The organism is Saccharopolyspora indica (assembly GCF_027853965.1).
Lineage (GTDB): Bacteria > Actinomycetota > Actinomycetes > Mycobacteriales > Pseudonocardiaceae > Saccharopolyspora > Saccharopolyspora indica.
The window spans coordinates 101,368-118,404 of sequence record NZ_JAQGLB010000015.1 but is presented as its reverse complement, the minus strand read 5'-3'; the positions used below and the strand labels follow the sequence as shown (position 1 = coordinate 118,404).

Below are 17,037 nucleotides of genomic sequence, written 5' to 3'. Positions count from 1 at the left end.
TCTCCGGCCGGTTCCGGCGGCTGGTCGCGATGCACGAGCCGGGCACGCACTCCTGCGCCATCGCGGTCAGCACCGCATCCGGTCCGACCTCGACGAAGTGCCGAACGCCCTTCTCGTGCAGCGCGTGCACGCCGTCGGCGAACCGCACCGCGGCCCGCACGTGCCGCCCCCAGTACTCGGGCGTGGCGATGTCGTCGCACACCTCACCGGTGACGTTGGAGACCACCGGGACGGCCGCCGCCCGGTAGGTGAGCCGCGCGGCCACCTCGGCGAACTCCGCCAGCATCGGTTCGACCAGCGCGGAGTGGAAGGCGTGGCTGACCGGCAGGCGCTTGGCCTTCTCGAAGCGGGCGGCGACGGCCGACACGGCGTCCTCCGGCCCGGAGATCACCGTCGACCGCGGGCCGTTGACCGCGGCGATCGAGACCTCGTCGGTCAGCACGCGCCGCACGTCCTGCTCGGTCGCGCGCAGGGACACCATCGCCCCGCCTGCGGGGAGTTCCTGCATCAACCGGGCCCGGGCCGCGACCAGGGCCGCCGCGTCGTCCAGGTCGAGGACCCCGGCGACGTGCGCCGCGGCGAGCTCGCCCACCGAGTGCCCGAGCACGAGATCGGCCCGCACTCCCCAGTGCTCCAGCAACCGGTACATGGCCACTTCGAACGCGAAGAGCCCGGTCTGGGCGTAGGCGGTCTGGTCCAGCAGCGCGGCTGCCGGGCTGCCCTCGGCCGCGTGTATCACTTCGCGGACGCCGTGCGGGAGGTGTCCCGCGAGGTGTTCGTCCAGGAGGTCGCACGCATCGTCGAAAGCGGTCGCGAACACGGGGAACTCCTGGTGCAGCGCCCTTCCCATGCCGAGCCGCTGCGAGCCCTGCCCGGAGAACAGCACGCCCACCCGCCCAGGGGCTGCGGCCGCTTCCTGCGGCGGGGAGTCGGCGATCGCCCGCAGTCCGCTCGTCAACTCGTCGCGGCTTCCCACCACCGCCGCCCGGTGCGCGAACGCGGACCTGCCGGTGGCCAGGGTGTGCCCGACGTCGGCGATCGGCAGCCCGGGCGCGGACTCCACGTGCGAGAGCAACCGGGACGCCTGGTCGCGGAGGGCTTCCGGGCTCTTCCCGGAGAGCACCCAGGCGGACACCGTCGCGTCCGGCCGCGAGTCGTCCGGTTCTTCAACTGCCTGCTCCAGCACGAGGTGCGCGTTGGTGCCGCTGACGCCGAACGACGAGACCCCGGCACGGCGCGGGCGCCCGGTGTCCGGCCACGGCTCGGGCTCGGTGAGCAGCCGCACCTCCCCCGCCGACCAGTCCACGTGGCCGGTGGGCTCGTCGACGTGCAAGGTCTTCGGCAGCACTCCGCGGCGCATCGCCTGCACGGTCTTGATCACGCCACCGACCCCGGCGGCTCCGAGGGTGTGGCCGATGTTGGACTTCAGCGAGCCCAGCAGCAGCGGTCGTTCCCGGTCCTGCCCGTAGGTGGCCAGCAGCGCCTGAGCCTCGATCGGGTCGCCCAGCGACGTCCCGGTGCCGTGCGCCTCCACAGCGTCCACATCGGAGGGACGCAGTCCGGCGCTGGCCAGCGCCTGCCGGATCACCCGCTGCTGCGAAGGCCCGTTCGGCGCGGTCAAGCCGTTGGACGCGCCGTCCTGGTTCACCGCCGAGCCCCGCAGCACGGCCAGCACCTGGTGGCCGTTGCGCCGCGCGTCCGACAGCCGTTCCAGGACGACGATCCCGATTCCCTCGCCCCAGGCCGTGCCGTCGGCCGCGGCGGCGAACGCCTTGCAGCGGCCATCGGCTGCGAGCCCCCGCTGCCTGCTGAACTCGATGAACGCGGCCGGTGTGGACATGATGGTCACGCCGCCCGCCAGGGCGAGCGAGCACTCGCCGCCGCGCAGCGCCTGCGCCGCCAGGTGGATCGACACCAGCGACGACGAGCACGCGGTGTCCACCGTCATCGTGGGCCCTTCCAGGCCCAGGGCGTAGGCCACCCGGCCGGAGAGCACGCTGGCGGCGCTGCCGTTGCCGAGGTAACCGGCGAGCTCCGGGGGGATGGAGCGCAGCCTGCTGGCGTAGTCGCTGGACACCATGCCCGCGAACACGCCGGTCCGGCTGCCGCGCAGCGATTGCGGGTCGATCCCGGCGCGCTCCAGCGCCTCCCAGGACACCTCCAGCATCAGCCGCTGCTGCGGGTCCATCGCCAAGGCCTCGCGGGGACCGATCCCGAAGAAGCCGCTGTCGAAGTCGGCCGCGTCCAGCACGAACCCGCCGTACCTGGTGTAGCTCTTGCCGATCGCGTCCGGGTCCGGGTCGTAAGCCCCGTCGACGTCCCAGCCGCGGTCGGCCGGGAACGGTGAGATGGCGTCGCCGCCCGTTGCGACCAGGCGCCACAGGTCGTCGGCCGAGTCGACCCCGCCGGGGTACCGGCAGCCCATCCCGACGATCGCGATCGGCTCGTCGGCGACGGCACCGGCGCCGACCGGCTCGGCCACGGGTCGAGCTTCCCCGCGCAGCACGGCACCGATGTGCTCGGCCAGCACCGCCGGTGTCGGGTAGTCGAAGACCAGCGTCGCAGGCAACGGGACCCCGGCGGTGCGCTGCAGGAGGTTGCGGAACTCGACGGCGGTCATCGAGTCGAAGCCGAGGTTCTGGAACGGCTGGTCGGGCTCGATCTCCTGGCCGGAGTCGTGTCCCAGCACCGCCGCCGCGCTGCTGCGGACCAATCCGAGCAACGCCGAGCGGCGTTCGGGTTCGGGCAGGTCGGCGAGCCCGAGCTCGTCGGCGGCCTCGATCTCCTCGGCCGGTTCCGGCGCGGTGGCCGCGAGTCCCGCCGGGGCCGCAGGCGGTCCCGGCCAGAACCGCTTGTGCTGGAACGGATAGGTGGGCAGCTCGACGATGCCCGCTGCGCGCGCGTCGAGCACCGCCTCCCAGTTCACCGGCACGTTCGCCACGTGGAGCCTGCTCAAGGCGGTCATGACCGCGGACACCTCGGAACGGTTGCGGCGGCAGGTGGGGATTGCTTCGGCGACGCCGCATTCCTGGGCCATCGGAGCGAGCACCGCGTCCGGTCCGACCTCCACGAAGCAGCGGACCCCGTTGTCCTGCATCCACCGCACGCCGTCGGCGAAGCGCACGGCGTTGCGCGCGTGGTCCACCCAGTGGTCCGGGGTGAACGCGGTGACCGGCGAGCCGGTCACGTTGGACACCACCGGCAGTCGCGGCGGGAAGTAGGTCACCGACTCGGCGACCTCCCGGAACTCCGCCAGCACCGGTTCCACCAGCGGCGAGTGGAACGCGTGGCTGACCCGCAGCCGCCTGGTCTTGCGGCCGCGCTCGGCGAGCACCTCCGCGATGCCGAGCACCTCCTCGGCATCGCCGGAGATGACCGCGGCGTCCGGGCCGTTGACGGCCGCGAGCGAGACGCGTTCGGTCAGCAGCGGAAGCACTTCCGCGGCCGGTGCCTGGACCGACACCATCGCGCCACCGGTGGGCAGGGCCTGCATCAGCCGTCCCCTGGCGGCGATCAGCTTCGCCGCGTCGCCGAGCGTCAGGGCGCCGCTGACGTGGGCCGCGGCGAACTCGCCGACGGAATGTCCGAGGAGCACGGCGGGATGCACTCCCCAGTGCTCCAGCAACCGGAACAGCGCGACTTCGAAGGCGAACAGCCCGACCTGGGTGCAGGCCGTCCGCTCGATCAGCTCCGACCCCACCGCTTCCCGGACGGGGACGTCCAGGTGCCGGTCCAGTTCGTAGCAGACCGCGTCGAAGGCCCTCGCGAACGCCGGGAACTCGGCAGCGAGCTCACGACCCATCCCGATGCGCTGGGAGCCTTGGCCGGAGAACAGGAACCCGACCTGTCCGGGCGCTCCCGCGACACCCCGGACCACCGACTGCGCCGGTTCGGCGCGGGCCAGGGCGGTCAGCCCGTCGGTCAGCTCGGCTGCCGTCCGCCCGAGCACCACCGCTCGGTGCTCGTGGAGCGCCCGGGTCCGCAGCAGGGACAGCGCCACGTCGGCGGTACCCAGACCGGCCGCGTGCGCGGCCAGATCGGCCGCCTGTTCCCGCAGTGCTGCGCCGCTGCGCGCCGACAGCACCCACGGGACCACGCCGTCCGCATCCACCGCGGACGGGGGCTCCGGCTCCGGGCCCTGCTCGATGATCACGTGCGCGTTGGTGCCGCTGATCCCGAAGGACGACACGCCTGCCCGGCGCGGTCGCCCGGTCTCCGGCCAGGGCCGCGCTCCGGTCAGCACCTCCACCGCACCGGTGCTCCAGTCGACGTGCCGGGACGGCTGGTCGACGTGCAGGGTCCGGGGCAGCGTGCCGTGCCGCATGGCCAGCACCGACTTGATCACGCCCGCCACCCCGGCGGCCGCCTGGGCGTGGCCGATGTTGGACTTCAGCGAGCCCAGCAGCAGCGGCCGCTGCCGGTCCTGCCCGTAGGTGGCCAGCACCGCGTGGGCCTCGATCGGGTCGCCCAGCGAGGTCCCGGTGCCGTGCGCCTCGACGTAGTCCACATCGGACGGTGCGAGCCCGGCGCCGGTCAGCGCCTGGCGGATGACCGCCTCCTGCGACGGGCCGTTGGGCGCCGTCAGCCCGTTGGACGCGCCGTCCTGGTTGACCGCCGAGCCCCGCAGCACCGCCAGCACGCGGTGGTCGTTGCGCCGCGCATCGGACAAGCGCTCCAGCAGCAGCATTCCCACGCCCTCGGCGAAGCCGGTCCCGTCGGCCGCCGAGGAGAACGCCTTGCAGCGGAAGTCCGGGGCCATCCCGCCCTGCTGCTGGAACGCGACCAGGCCGTCGGGCATGCAGATCACCGAAACACCGCCGGCGAGCGCCAACGAGCACTCCCCGCCGCGCAGCGCCTGCGCGGCCAGGTGCATCGCCACCAAGGACGACGAGCACGCGGTGTCCACCGTGACCGCCGGTCCTTCGAGCCCGAAGGTGTAGGCGATGCGTCCGGAGAGGATGCTGGCGCTCGTGCTGGTCGCGAGGTAGCCATCGCCCCCGCCGCCGCTGGTGATCAGGCCGAGGTAGTCCTGGCCGTGCGTGCCGGTGAACACCCCGGTCCGGCTGCCGCGCAACGCGGTCGGGTCGAGACCGGCCCGCTCGAAGGTCTCCCAGGTGATCTCCAGCAGCAGCCGCTGCTGCGGGTCCATCGCCAGTGCTTCGCGCGGGCTGATCCCGAAGAACGCCGCGTCGAAACCGCCCGGCTCGCGCAGGAATCCGCCGCTGACCGGGTGCGGCCAGCCGCGTTCCTCCGGGACCGGCGCGATGGCGTCCGCCTCGGAGTCGACCAGCCGCCACAGGTCCTCGGGGCTGCGCACCCCGCCGGGAAACCGGCAGGCCATCCCCACGATCGCTATCTGCTCGCCCGGGCCGTCGACCTGCTGCTTCAGCCGCTCGACCTCCTTGAGCGAATCCCGCAGCGCCGCGACGAGCTGTCCGGTGGACGCCTCCATCACATTCCTCCCACGTTCTCCGAACCGCTCACGAACCGAGGCCCTGCGCCTTGCGCAACAGCGCCTGCACGTCCATGTCGTCGATGGCACTGCTCTGCTCCGGCTGCGGCGCGGTGCCGGGATCGGCCAGCCTGATGAGCGGGTCGAGGAGACCGGCCTGCCGGAGCCGGCTCACCGGGATCGCCGCGACCAGGCGCTGGATCTCCGCATCTCCATGCCCATCGCCTTCTGCCGCGGGCGCGGTCGGGACGAGGTCCGCCACCAGGCGCTCGGCCAGTTCCTGCGGCGTCGGGTAGTCGAAGATCAACGTGGCCCGCAGCTTCAGGCCGACCGCGTCGTTGAGCCGGTTGCGCAGCTCCAGCGAGGTCAGCGAGTCGAAGCCCAGCTCCTTGAACGCCCGCCCGGGCTCGATGCCGCCCGCCGAGGAGTGGCCCAGCACCGCGGCAGCGTGCGCGCACACCACTTCCAGCACCGCGCGCTGCCGCTCCACATCGGACATGCCGGGCAGCTTCGACACGAGCTGCTCGGCCCCGTGCCGGGCCGCGGCCGCTCGCCTGGGGCGGGTCCGGACCAGGCCCTGGAACAGCGCGGGCAGCGAATCCCCTTGCCGCCGCATCGCGGAGACGTCCACGCGCACCGGGACCAGGACGGGTTCGGCGTCCCGCACGCCGAGGTCGAACAGCTCCAGGGCTTCCTCGGTGGACAGGGCGATCGCGCCGCTGCGGGTCATCCTCGCCACGTCCCCGTCGGCGAGCTGGGCGGTCAGCCCGCTGCGAGCCGCCCACAGGCCCCAGGCCAGGGAAACCGCGGGCTGGCCGTGGCACCTGCGGTGCTGCGCCAGCGCGTCCAGGAAGGCGTTGGCCGCGGCGTAGTTGCCCTGCCCCGGCGAGCCGAAGGTCGCGGCCCCGGAGGAGAACAGCACGAACATGGACAGGTCCGCGTCCCTGGTGAGCTCGTGCAGGTTCACCGCCCCGAGCACCTTCGGTCGCAGCACCTGCGCCACCTGCTCCGGGGTCATCGAGTCGATGACGCCGTCGGCCAGCACCCCGGCGGTGTGCACCACCCCGGTCAGCGGCCGCTCCGGTGGGATCTCGGACAGCAGCGCGGCCAGCGCCTCGCGGTCCGCCACGTCGCAGGCCGCGAAGCTGACGTCGGTGCCCAGCTCGGCGAGCTCGGCGGCGAGTTCCGCCGAACCGGTGCCGGACCGGCTGGCCAGGACGAGGTGCGCGACGCCGTGCTCGGTGGCCAGGTGGCGGGCGACGAGCCCGGCGAGCGTCCCGGATCCGCCGGTGATCAGCACGGTTCCGGACTTCTCCGGCGGATGCGGGCAGGTGAGCACCAGCTTGCCGGTGTGCTTGGCCTGGCTGAGGAAGCGGAACGCATCCGGCGCCCGGCGCAGGTCCCAGTTGTGCAGCGGGAGCGGCTTCAGCGCGCCGCGCTCGAACAGCTCGCACAGCTCGCGCAGCATCTGCTGGATCCGGTCCAGCCCGGCCTCCTGCAGGTCGTAGGCCTGGTAGGCGACGCCGGAGTGGTCGGCGGCGATCTGCCGCTGGTCGCGCTTGTCGGTCTTGCCCATCTCCAGGAAGCGGCCGCCCGCGGCGAGCACTTCGAGGGAGGCGTCGACGTACTTGCCCGCCAGCGAGTTCAGCACGACGTCCACACCGCGCCCACCGGTCGTCGCGGCGAACTTCCCGGCGAAGTCCAGGGACCTGGACGAGGCGAGGTGGTCCTCCGCGATCCCGTTGCCGCGCAGCACGTCCCACTTCGGCTCGCTGGCGGTGGCGAAGATCTCGGCCCCCAGGTGCCGGGCCAGCTGGACCGCGGCCGTGCCGACGCCACCGGCGGCCGCGTGCACCAGCACCTTCTCCCCCGCCCGCAGGCCGCCGAGGTCCACCAGGCCGTAGTAGGCGGTCAGGAAGGCGATCGGGATCGTGGCCGCCTCGGCGAAGGTCAGCCCGCTCGGGATGTGCGTCATCATCCGGTGGTCGGCGACCGCGATCGGGCCGAACGCGCCGCCGAGCGCGCCCATCACCCGGTCCCCGGGCGCCAGGTGCGGCACGTCCGGGCCGACCTCCAGCACGACGCCGGAGGCTTCGCCGCCGAAGTCCCCCTCGCCCAGCGAGAGGCCGAGCCCGAAGAGCACGTCGCGGAAGTTCAAGCCCGCGGCCCGCACCGCGACCCGGACCTGGCCCGGGCCCAGCGGTGCCAGCACCTCGGGGCACTCGGCCAGCACCAGGTTGTCGAAGGTGCCGGTGGTCGGGATGTCCAGCCGCCAGGCCGCCGCGTCGGGCGGCGTCAGGCCGCCGGCCGCGTCGTGGCGGGCCAGCCGCGCGGCCAGGACCTCTCCGCCGCGGATCACCAGCTGCGGCTCACCGGTGGCCACCGCCGCGGCGAGCAGCTGCCGGTCCGCGCTGTCGGCGTCCACCAGCACGAACCGGCCGGGGTTCTCCGATTGCGCGGAGCGCAGCAGACCCCACAGCGGTGCGTGCACGAGATCCGGTGCGGGCTCGTCCGGGTTCGTGCTGACCGCGCCGCCGGTCACGATCACCAGCTTCGCGCCGGCGAACCGGTCGTCGGCCAGCCAGTCCTGCACCAGCGCCAGCGCCGAGCCCACCGCTCGCGTTACGCCGTCCACGACGGAATCCGGCTCGGTGGACGGGTATTCGGCCACGACCACGTCCGGAGCGCCGGAAATGCTCGACAGGTCCCGGTCCGGTCCCAGTTCCGCCCACTGCCCGGAGCCGACCGCACCGCCGGTCACCGGTACCCACTCCACGACGTGCATGGCTCCGCCCGCCGCTCGGGCGCTGCGCAGCTGCTGCGCGGAGACCGGCCGGACGACCAGGGAATCCACCGTCGCCACCGGCTGCCCGGTCTCGTCGGCGACCGACACCGAGATGCCGTCCGCGCCTGCCGGGGCGAGCCGCACCCGGACCTTCCGCGCGCTCGACGCGTGGAGGGTCACCCCCTCCCACGAGAACGGCAGCGGAACCCGTTCGGCATCGCGGGCGGTGTCCAGCAGCGACCCCACTCCCAAGCCGTGCAGCGCGGCGTCCAGCAGCGCCGGGTGGATCCCGAAACCGCCTGCGTCCGCCGACTGCGGCAGTTCGACCTCGGCGAAGACCTCCCGGCCCCGGCGCCAAGCCGCGCGCATGCCCTGGAAAGCCGGGCCGTAGTGCAGCGCCGTCGCGTTGACGTCGGCGTAGAAGTCCTCGACGTCCACCGGTTCGGCACCGGCCGGGGGCCATTCGGACGGCTCCGCAGGACCGGGCTCGGGCTCGGCCCCGTCGAGGTAGCCGACCGCGTGGCGCACCCACGAATCCGCCTTGGCGTAGATGCTCACCTGGCGCGTTCCGCTGTCGTCGGGGCCGCCGACGAGCACCTGCACCGCGGCTTCGCCGTTCTCGGGCAGCACCAGCGGTGCCTCGATGGTCAGCTCCGCCACTCGCGGGCAGTCCACTTCGTCGCCCGCCCGCATCGCCATCTCCAGGAAGGCGGTGCCGGGCAGGATCACCGCGCCGCCCACCGCGTGATCGGCGGTCCACGGGTGGGTGTGGCGGGACAGCGCTCCGGTCAGGAGGAACCCGTCGGACTCGGGCAGTGCCACCGCGGCCCCGAGCAGCGGGTGATCGGTTTCCGCCAGGCCGAGGCCGACCGCGTCGGGGGCACCCGCCGCCGACTCCGCCCAGTACCGCTCGTGCTGGAAGGCGTAGGTGGGCAGGTCCACCACGGATGCTCCGTCGAACGAGGACAAGGCCAGGGCGACGCCGTGGACGTGCGCCTGCCCGGCCGAGAGCAGGAAGCGGTGCAGACCGCCTTCCTCGCGGCGCAACGATCCGGTCGTCCGCACCTGCACGCCGAGCTCGTCGGCGGCGTCCTCGATCGACATGGTGAGCACCGGGTGCGCGCTGACCTCGACGAACACGTCGTGGTCGGCGCCCAGCAGGGCGGCTGCGGCATCGTGGAAGCGAACGGTCTGCCGGAGGTTGCGCAACCAGTACTCGCCGTCCATGCCGGTCCCGTCGACCCAGTCGGCGTCGGTGGCGGAGAAGACGGGGATCCGCGCCCGCTGGGGCACGACCGGCGCGAGGGCGCGCCGGATGCCGTCGGCCAGCTCGTCGATGTGCGGGGAGTGCGCCGCGAAGTCCACCGGCAGCTGCCACCGCAGCGCCCCCTCCGCCGAGAGCACCTTGCCGAATTCGGCGAGCGCGTCGTCGTCACCGGAGACCACGACCGACGACGGGCCGTTGACCGCGGCGATGGCCAACCGGTCCCGCCAGGGCTCCAGCCAGGCTTCGACCTCCGCGGCCGGGCGCTCGACGGAGACCATCGAGCCCCGCCCGCAGATCGCGCGCAGTTCCCGGCTGCGCAGCGCGACGATCCGGCACGCGTCGGTGAGGCTCAGCACCCCGGCCACGTGCGCGGCGGCGATCTCGCCCTGCGAATGGCCGACCACCGCGGCCGGCTGCACGCCCGTGGACTGCCACAGCGCGGCGAGCGAGACCATCACGGCGAAGGTGGCCGGTTGCACGACGTCGACCCGGTCCAGTTCCCGTCCGGAGCGCAGCACCTCGATCAGGTCCCACTCGACGAAGTCGGCGAGGGCTTGTGCGCAGTCGGTCATCTTCGCGGCGAACACCGGAGCGGAATCCAGCAGTTCGGCGGCCATGCCGGGCCACTGCGTGCCCTGGCCGGGGAAGACGAACACCGTCTTCGGCTCGGGCCGAGCGCGCCCCGCCACCAGGTTCGGCGCCGGGGAGTCCTCGGCCAGTGCCGCGAGCGCGGCGCGCTGCGCCCCGGGATCGCCTGCGACCACGACGGCGCGGTGGTCGAACGTCGCCCGGGTCTCTGCCAGCGAGCGCGCGACGTCCGCGGATCGCAGGCCCGGGTTCTCGTCGAGGTGGGTCAGCAAGTTCTGCGCTTGCGCCCGCAGCGCGCTCTTGGTGCGACCGGACAGCACCAGCGGCACCGGGCCCGCGGCCAGTTCGGCCCGGTCGGGCTCGGCGGTGTCCGGGGCTTGTTCCAGGATCACGTGGGCGTTGGTGCCGCTGATGCCGAAGGAGGACACCCCGGCGCGGCGCGGGTGCCCCGTCTCCGGCCACGGCGTCCGCTCGGTCAGCAGGGCGACGGAGCCCGACGCCCAGTCGATGTTCGGCGACGGCTCGTCGACGTGCAGCGTCGCGGGCAGCACGCCGTGGCGCATCGACTGCACCACCTTGATCACCCCGGCCACCCCGGCCGCGGCCTGGGCGTGGGCGATGTTGGACTTGATCGAGCCGAGCCACAGCGGCCGGTCCCGGTGCCGGCCGTAGGTGGCCAGCAGGGCGTGCGCCTCGATCGGGTCGCCCAGCGCGGTCCCGGTGCCGTGCCCTTCGACGGCGTCGATCTCCGCGGCGCTGAGCCGGGACGCGGCCAGCGCCTGGTTGATCACGGCCTCCTGCGCGGGGCCGTGCGGTGCGCTGAAGCCGTTGCTGGCGCCGTCCTGGTTGACCGCGCTGCCGCGCACGACGGCGAGCACTCGGTGCCCGTTGCGCTGCGCATCGGAAAGGCGCTCCAGCACCAGCATTCCCACACCCTCGGAGAACCCGGCCCCGTCGGCAGCGGCCGAGAACGCCTTGCACCGGCCGTCACCGGCCAGCCCGCGCTGCCGGCTCAGCTCGACGAACAGCCACGGCGAGGCCATCACCGCGACACCACCGGCGAGGGCCAGCGCGCACTCGCCCGACAGCAGCGACTCCCTGGCCAGGTGCAGCGCCACGAGCGACGAGGAGCACGCGGTGTCCACCGTCAGCGCCGGGCCGGACAGCCCCAGGGCGTAGGAGATCCGGCCGGAGATCAGGCTGCCGATGCTGTCGTTGGTCAGGTACCGCCCGGTTCCCTTGGGCGTGCGGGAGATGCGGATTCCGTAGTCGTGGTACATGGCCCCGGCGAACACGCCGGTCCGGCTGCCGCGCAGCGCCGCCGGATCGATGCGGGCGCTCTCGACGGCCTCCCACGCCGATTCCAGCAGCAACCGCTGCTGCGGGTCCATGGTGAGCGCCTCGCGCGGGCTGATCCCGAAGAACTCGGCGTCGAAATCGCCAGCTCCGCCGAGGAAGCCGCCCTCCTTGGCGTAGGTGGTGCCCGGGTGCTCCGGATCCGGGTCGTAGAGCCCGGCGGTGTCCCAGCCGCGGTCGGACGGGAACTCGGTGATCGCGTCGCGCCCCTCGGCCACCAACCGCCACAGCTGGTCGGGGTTGCCGACGCCGCCCGGATAGCGGCAGCTCATGCCGACCACGGCGATCGGCTCGTGGCGGCTCTCCTCGACGGCGCTGAGGCGCTGCTTGGTGTCGTGCAGGTCGGCGGTCACCCGGCGCAGGTAGTCGCGGAGCCTGTCTTCGTTGGACATCTGGTTCTCCCGGTCAGGCGCCAAGTTCCTGGTCGATGAAGGCGAACATCTCCTCGTCGTCGGCTGTGCTCAGCCGCGCCGCCGCCTCGGTGGTGCTGTGCCGCGGCATCAGGTCCCGGAGCCGGTCGAGGACGCGGCCGCGGTCGGCTTCGGCCAGCCCGGCCAGGCGGCGGGCCAGCTCCTCGACGTCGGCGAGGACCGCATCGGCGCCGGCCGCGGCGTCCGGCTCGGCGAACTGCGCGGTGAGGAAGGCCGCGAGCTGCGCCGGGGTCGGGTGGTCGAACACCAACGTCGCCCGCAGCCGCAGGCCGGTCGCCGCCGCGAGCCTGTTGCGCAGTTCCACCGCGGTCAGCGAGTCGAAGCCCAGTTCCTTGAAGGGTTTCGCCGGTTCGACCGCCGACGTCGAGCCGTACGCCAGCACCGCTGCCGCGTAGCTGCGCACGATGGCGAGCAAGCGCGCTTCCCGCTCCGGTGCGGGCAGTGCGCCGAGCTCGTCGCGAGCGATCGAGTCGTCCGCCGTGCTGACCGGCGTGCGCACCAGACCTCGCAGCACCGCGGGCAGCGCACCGGAACGCGCCTGCTCGCTGAGCACCGCGCTGTCCAGGTGCACCGGGACGAGCACCGGGGAACCGATTCGCAGCGCCCGGTCGAAGAGCGCCACCGCGTCCGGTGTGGACATCGGAGCGGATCCGCTGCGGGACATCCTGGCCAGGTCGGCTTCACCGAGATCGCTGGTCAGGCCGCTGCGCTCGGCCCACAGGCCCCACGCCAGGGACACCGCGGGCAGCCCGTCGCGGTGCCGCTGCTGGGCCAGGGCGTCGAGCGCGGCGTTGGCCGCGGCGTAGTTGCCCTGCCCGGGCGCACCGAAGGTGGTCGCAGCGGAGGAGAAGAGCACGAACGCGTCGAGCTCCAGCTCCCGGGTGAGCTCGTGCAGGTTCCGCGCACCGTCGAGCTTGGGCCTCAGCACGCGGTCGATCTGCTCGGGCGTCAGCGATTCGACGACCCCGTCGTCGACCACGCCCGCGGTGTGCACGACCGCCCGCAACGGGTGCGCGTCGTCGATCCCGGCCAGCAGCTTCGCCACCGAGTCGCGGTCGGCGACGTCGCAGGCCACCCCGGTCACCGAGGCGTCGAGATCACCGGCGGCGGGGCTCACCGATCCGGATCGGCTGGCCAGCAGGAGGTGCCGCGCGCCGTGCTCGGCCACCAGGTGGCGGGCGATCAGCCCGGCCAGCGTGCCGGACCCGCCGGTGATCAGCACGGTGCCGTCGGGGTCGAACGGTGCGCTGGTGCCCGGGTCGGCGCTGGCGCGGGCCAACCGCGGTGCGTGCGCCACGCCGTTGCGGATCGCGAGTTGCGGCTCGTCGCAGCGCGGGACGTCCGACGCCGGGTCGTCCACGTCGACCAGCACGAAGCGCCCGGGATGCTCGGACTGCGCGGTGCGGACCAGTCCGCACACCGCGGCCTGGGTCAGGTCCGGCACTTCGCCGTCGCCGATGGCGACCGCGCCCCGCGTCACCACCGCGAGCCTGCTGTGCTCGCTGCGCTCGTCGGCGAGCCACGACCGCAGCAGTTCCAGCACCTTCACCAGCACGTCCCGGGTGTCCGCACCGGACGGGCACGGCACCGCGACGACGTCCGCGCCACCGCTGACGGGCTGGTCGGTCCACTCGATGCCGAACAGGGCGTCCTCGCGCGCGAACTGCTCGGCGCTGACCGGTCGGAGCACCAGGGAACCGACGGACAGGACCGGAACACCGGCGTCGTCGGTGGCCTGCAACGACAGCGCATCGGCGCCTGCCGAGGCCAGCCGCACCCGCAGCGCCGCGGCGCCGGAGCGGTGCAGGGACACACCGCGCCAGGAGAAGGGCAGTCGCGCCGCGTCGTCGGCGCGTTCCAGCGCCGGATCCGCCGGGTGCAGCGCGGCGTCCAGCAGCGCGGGGTGGATCCCGAAACCGTCCGCACCACCGGAGTCCGGCAGCCGGATCTCGGCGAACACCTCGCCGTCGCGCACCCAGGCCGCGCGCAGCCCGCGGAACGCGCCGCCGTAGTCGATCCCGGCCGCGGCCAGCTCGGCGTAGACCTGGTCGACGGCAACGGGTTCCGCCCCGGCAGGCGGCCACTCCACCGCCACCCCGGGGGCGGCGTCGCCGGACAGCGAGCCTTCCGCGTGCCGGGTCCACGGCCCGTCGCCCTGGCGGGAGTGGATGGTGATCGGTCTGGTCCCCGCGTCGTCGGCGCCCACCGCGACCTGGATCTGCACCCCGTCGTCGGGCAGCACCAGCGGGGTCCGCAGGGTCAGCTCCTCCACGCGGTCCATCCCGGCCGCACCGGCGGCGCGCAGTGCGAGTTCCAGGAACGCGGTGCCCGGCAGGATCGCCCGCCCCAGCACCACGTGCTCGCCCAGCCACGGGTGGGTGCGCGGCGACACCTGCCCGGTGAGCACGAAACCGGCGGAGTCCGGCAGCTCCACGGCGGCCGCGACCAGCGGGTGATCGGTGGCCGTGAGACCGGCCGACCCCAGGTCGCCCGCGCCCGCGGGCTCCGGTTCCGGCCAGAACCGCTCGTGCTGGAAGGCGTACGTGGGCAGGTCGACCCGGCGAGCGGTCGGGAACACGGCTCGCCAGTCCGGGGACACCCCGCGGGAGTGCAGCTCTCCCAGCGAGGCGAGGAAGCGCGGCAACCCGCCGTCGTCGCGGCGCAGCGTTCCCAGCGCGACGCAGTCGACGGCACCGTCCTGGACGGGCATGGTCAGCACCGGGTGCGGGCTGGTCTCGACGAAGATCCCGTGGCCGCCGGCGGCGAGCCCGGTGACGGCGGTGTCGAAGCGGACCGGCCGGCGGAGGTTCTCGTACCAGTAGCGCGCGTCCAGCTCGGTGGTGTCCAGCCAGTCACCGGTCACCGTGGAGAAGAACGGGATCTCCGCGCTGCCCGGGGTGATCCCGCCGAGCGCGGCGAGCAGCTCCTCGCGGATCTCCTCCACCTGCGGCGAGTGCGAGGCGTAGTCGACGGGGACGAGCTTGGCCCGCACCTCGTCGCGCTCGCACTCGGCGACCAGCTCGGCCAACGCGTCCGGAGCGCCGGAGACGACGACCGCGGACGGGCCGTTGACCGCCGCCACCGACAGCCCGGGCCTGCTCGCGATCCGGTCGAGCACCTCGGTCTCCGGCAGGGCGATCGAAGCCATCCCGCCGCGACCGGCGAGGTGCTCGCGGATCAGGCCGGAGCGCAACGCGACCACCCGCGCCGCGTCCTCCAGCGACAGCGCGCCCGCGACGTGCGCGGCGGCGATCTCGCCTTGCGAGTGGCCGACCACGGCCGCCGGTTCCACGCCGCAGGAGCGCCACAGCTCGGCGAGCGACACCAGCACCGCGAACAGCGCCGGTTGCACGACGTCGACCTCGTCGAGCGGACCGCTCAGGACCTCCGGCAGGGACCAGTCCACGTGCGGTTGCAGCGCGGTCGCGCACTCGGCCATCTTCCTGGCGAACACCGGCGAGGTGGTCAGCAGTTCCACGGCCATGCCCGGCCACTGCGATCCCTGGCCGGGGAAGACGAAGACGACCTTGCCGTCGGCGTCGGCCGGGCTTCCGGGCGGCTCGGCGCGAACGAGATCGAGCAGCCCCGCGGCCAGCTCGTCGCGGTCGGCACCGACGACGGCGGCGCGACGCCGCAGCGCCGGGCGGGTGGTCGCCAGCGACAGGCCGATGTCCGCGATCGGGTCGGCCGTCGTTTCCAGGTGCTTCAGCAGCCTGCTCGCCTGATCCCGCAGCGCCCGGTCGGTGCGGGCCGACAGCACCCACGGGACCGGGCCCGGTTCCGCGGTCGGCTCGGGATCGTCCGCGGGGACGTGCTCCAGGACGACGTGCGCGTTGGTTCCGCTGATGCCGAACGACGACACCCCGGCGCGCGAGGGCCGACCGGTCCGCGGCCACTCCTGCGCCGAGGTCAGCAGCCGCACCGCACCAGCCGACCAGTCGACGTGCGGCGAGGGTTCGTCCACGTGCAGCGTCTCGGGCAGCACGCCGCGGCGCATCGCCTGCACGACCTTGATCACCCCGGCCACCCCGGCCGCCGCCTGGGTGTGCGCGATGTTGGACTTCACCGACCCGAGCAGCAGCGGGTGCTCCCGCTCCTGCCCGTAGGTCGCCAGCAGCGCGCTGGCCTCGATGGGGTCGCCCAGCGACGTCCCGGTCCCGTGCGCTTCGACCGCGTCCACATCGGACGCCTGGAGCCGGGCGTCGGCCAGCGCGTCCCGGATGACCCGCTCCTGCGCGGGACCGTTGGGGACGCTGAAGCCGCTGCTCGCGCCGTCCTGGTTCACCGCGGAGCCGCGCACGACCGCCAGCACCGGGTGGCCGAGGCGCGTCGCGTCGGACAGCCGCTCCACCACCAGCACGCCGACGCCTTCGGCGAGGCTGAAGCCGTCCGCGCTCGCCGCGAACGCCTTGCACCGGCCGTCCCTGGCGAGTCCGCGTTGCCTGCTGAAGGTGACGAACGGCCCCGGCTCGGAGATCACCGTCACGCCGCCGGCCAGCGCGAGCTCGCACTCGCCGGCTCTCAGCGCCCGGATCGCCTGGTGCAGCGCGACCAGCGAGGAGGAGCACGCGGTGTCCACGGTGACCGCCGGTCCCTCCAGGCCGAGGGTGTAGGCGACGCGGCCGGAGACCAGGCTCCCACCGGTGCTCATCGACAGCGTGCCGCCGCGCCCGGCCGCGGTGGCCGCCAGCAGGTTCGCGTAGTCCAGGCTGCTGATGCCGGCGAACACCCCGGTGCGGCTGCCCCGCAGCGAGCTCGGGTCGAGGCGGGCGTGCTCCAGGGCCTCCCAGGACACCTCCAGCAGGAGCCGCTGCTGCGGGTCCATGCCGAGCGCCTCGCGGGGCGAGATCCCGAAGAACTCCGGGTCGAAGTGCCCGGCGCCGGTGAGGAAACCGCCCGCGGTGACGTAGGTGGTCCCGGGGTGGTCCGGATCGGGGTGGAAGAGCCCGTCGACGTCCCAGCCGCGATCGGCGGGGAAGCCGGAGATCGCGTCGCCACCGGCGGCCACCAGCCGCCACAGGTCGTCGGGCGAGGCGACGCCGCCCGGGTACCTGCAGCCCATGCCGACGATGGCGATCGGTTCGTGCTGCTGGTCCTCCAGCAGGCGGAGCTTCTTGCTCGCCCTGCGAGCGTCGTTGATCGCCCGCTTCAGGTAGTC

General features: G+C 73.8%; 1 protein-coding gene and 2 pseudogenes. All 3 read right to left on the bottom strand.

Going from position 1 to position 17,037, the window contains the following annotated elements; translation table 11 throughout:
• Positions 1 to 40 precede the first annotated feature (40 nt).
• A pseudogene (locus OU416_RS40330) lies at positions 41 to 5,455 on the bottom strand (type I polyketide synthase); the annotation flags it as partial.
• A 25-nt stretch (positions 5,456 to 5,480) separates the two neighbouring features.
• Complete coding sequence (locus tag OU416_RS27950; protein WP_270930015.1) at positions 5,481 to 11,840, bottom strand: type I polyketide synthase; 6,360 nt, start codon at positions 11,838 to 11,840, stop codon at positions 5,481 to 5,483.
• A gap of 13 nt (positions 11,841 to 11,853) precedes the next feature.
• Positions 11,854 to 16,962: pseudogene (locus tag OU416_RS27945) on the bottom strand (SDR family NAD(P)-dependent oxidoreductase); the annotation flags it as partial.
• Positions 16,963 to 17,037: the final 75 nt, after the last annotated feature.

Bases quoted from the DNA above. Each gene is read 5' to 3' on its own strand.
- OU416_RS27950 (WP_270930015.1), bottom strand. From the start codon at position 11,840: ATGTCCAACGAAGACAGGCTCCGCGACTACCTGCGCCGGGTGACCGCC.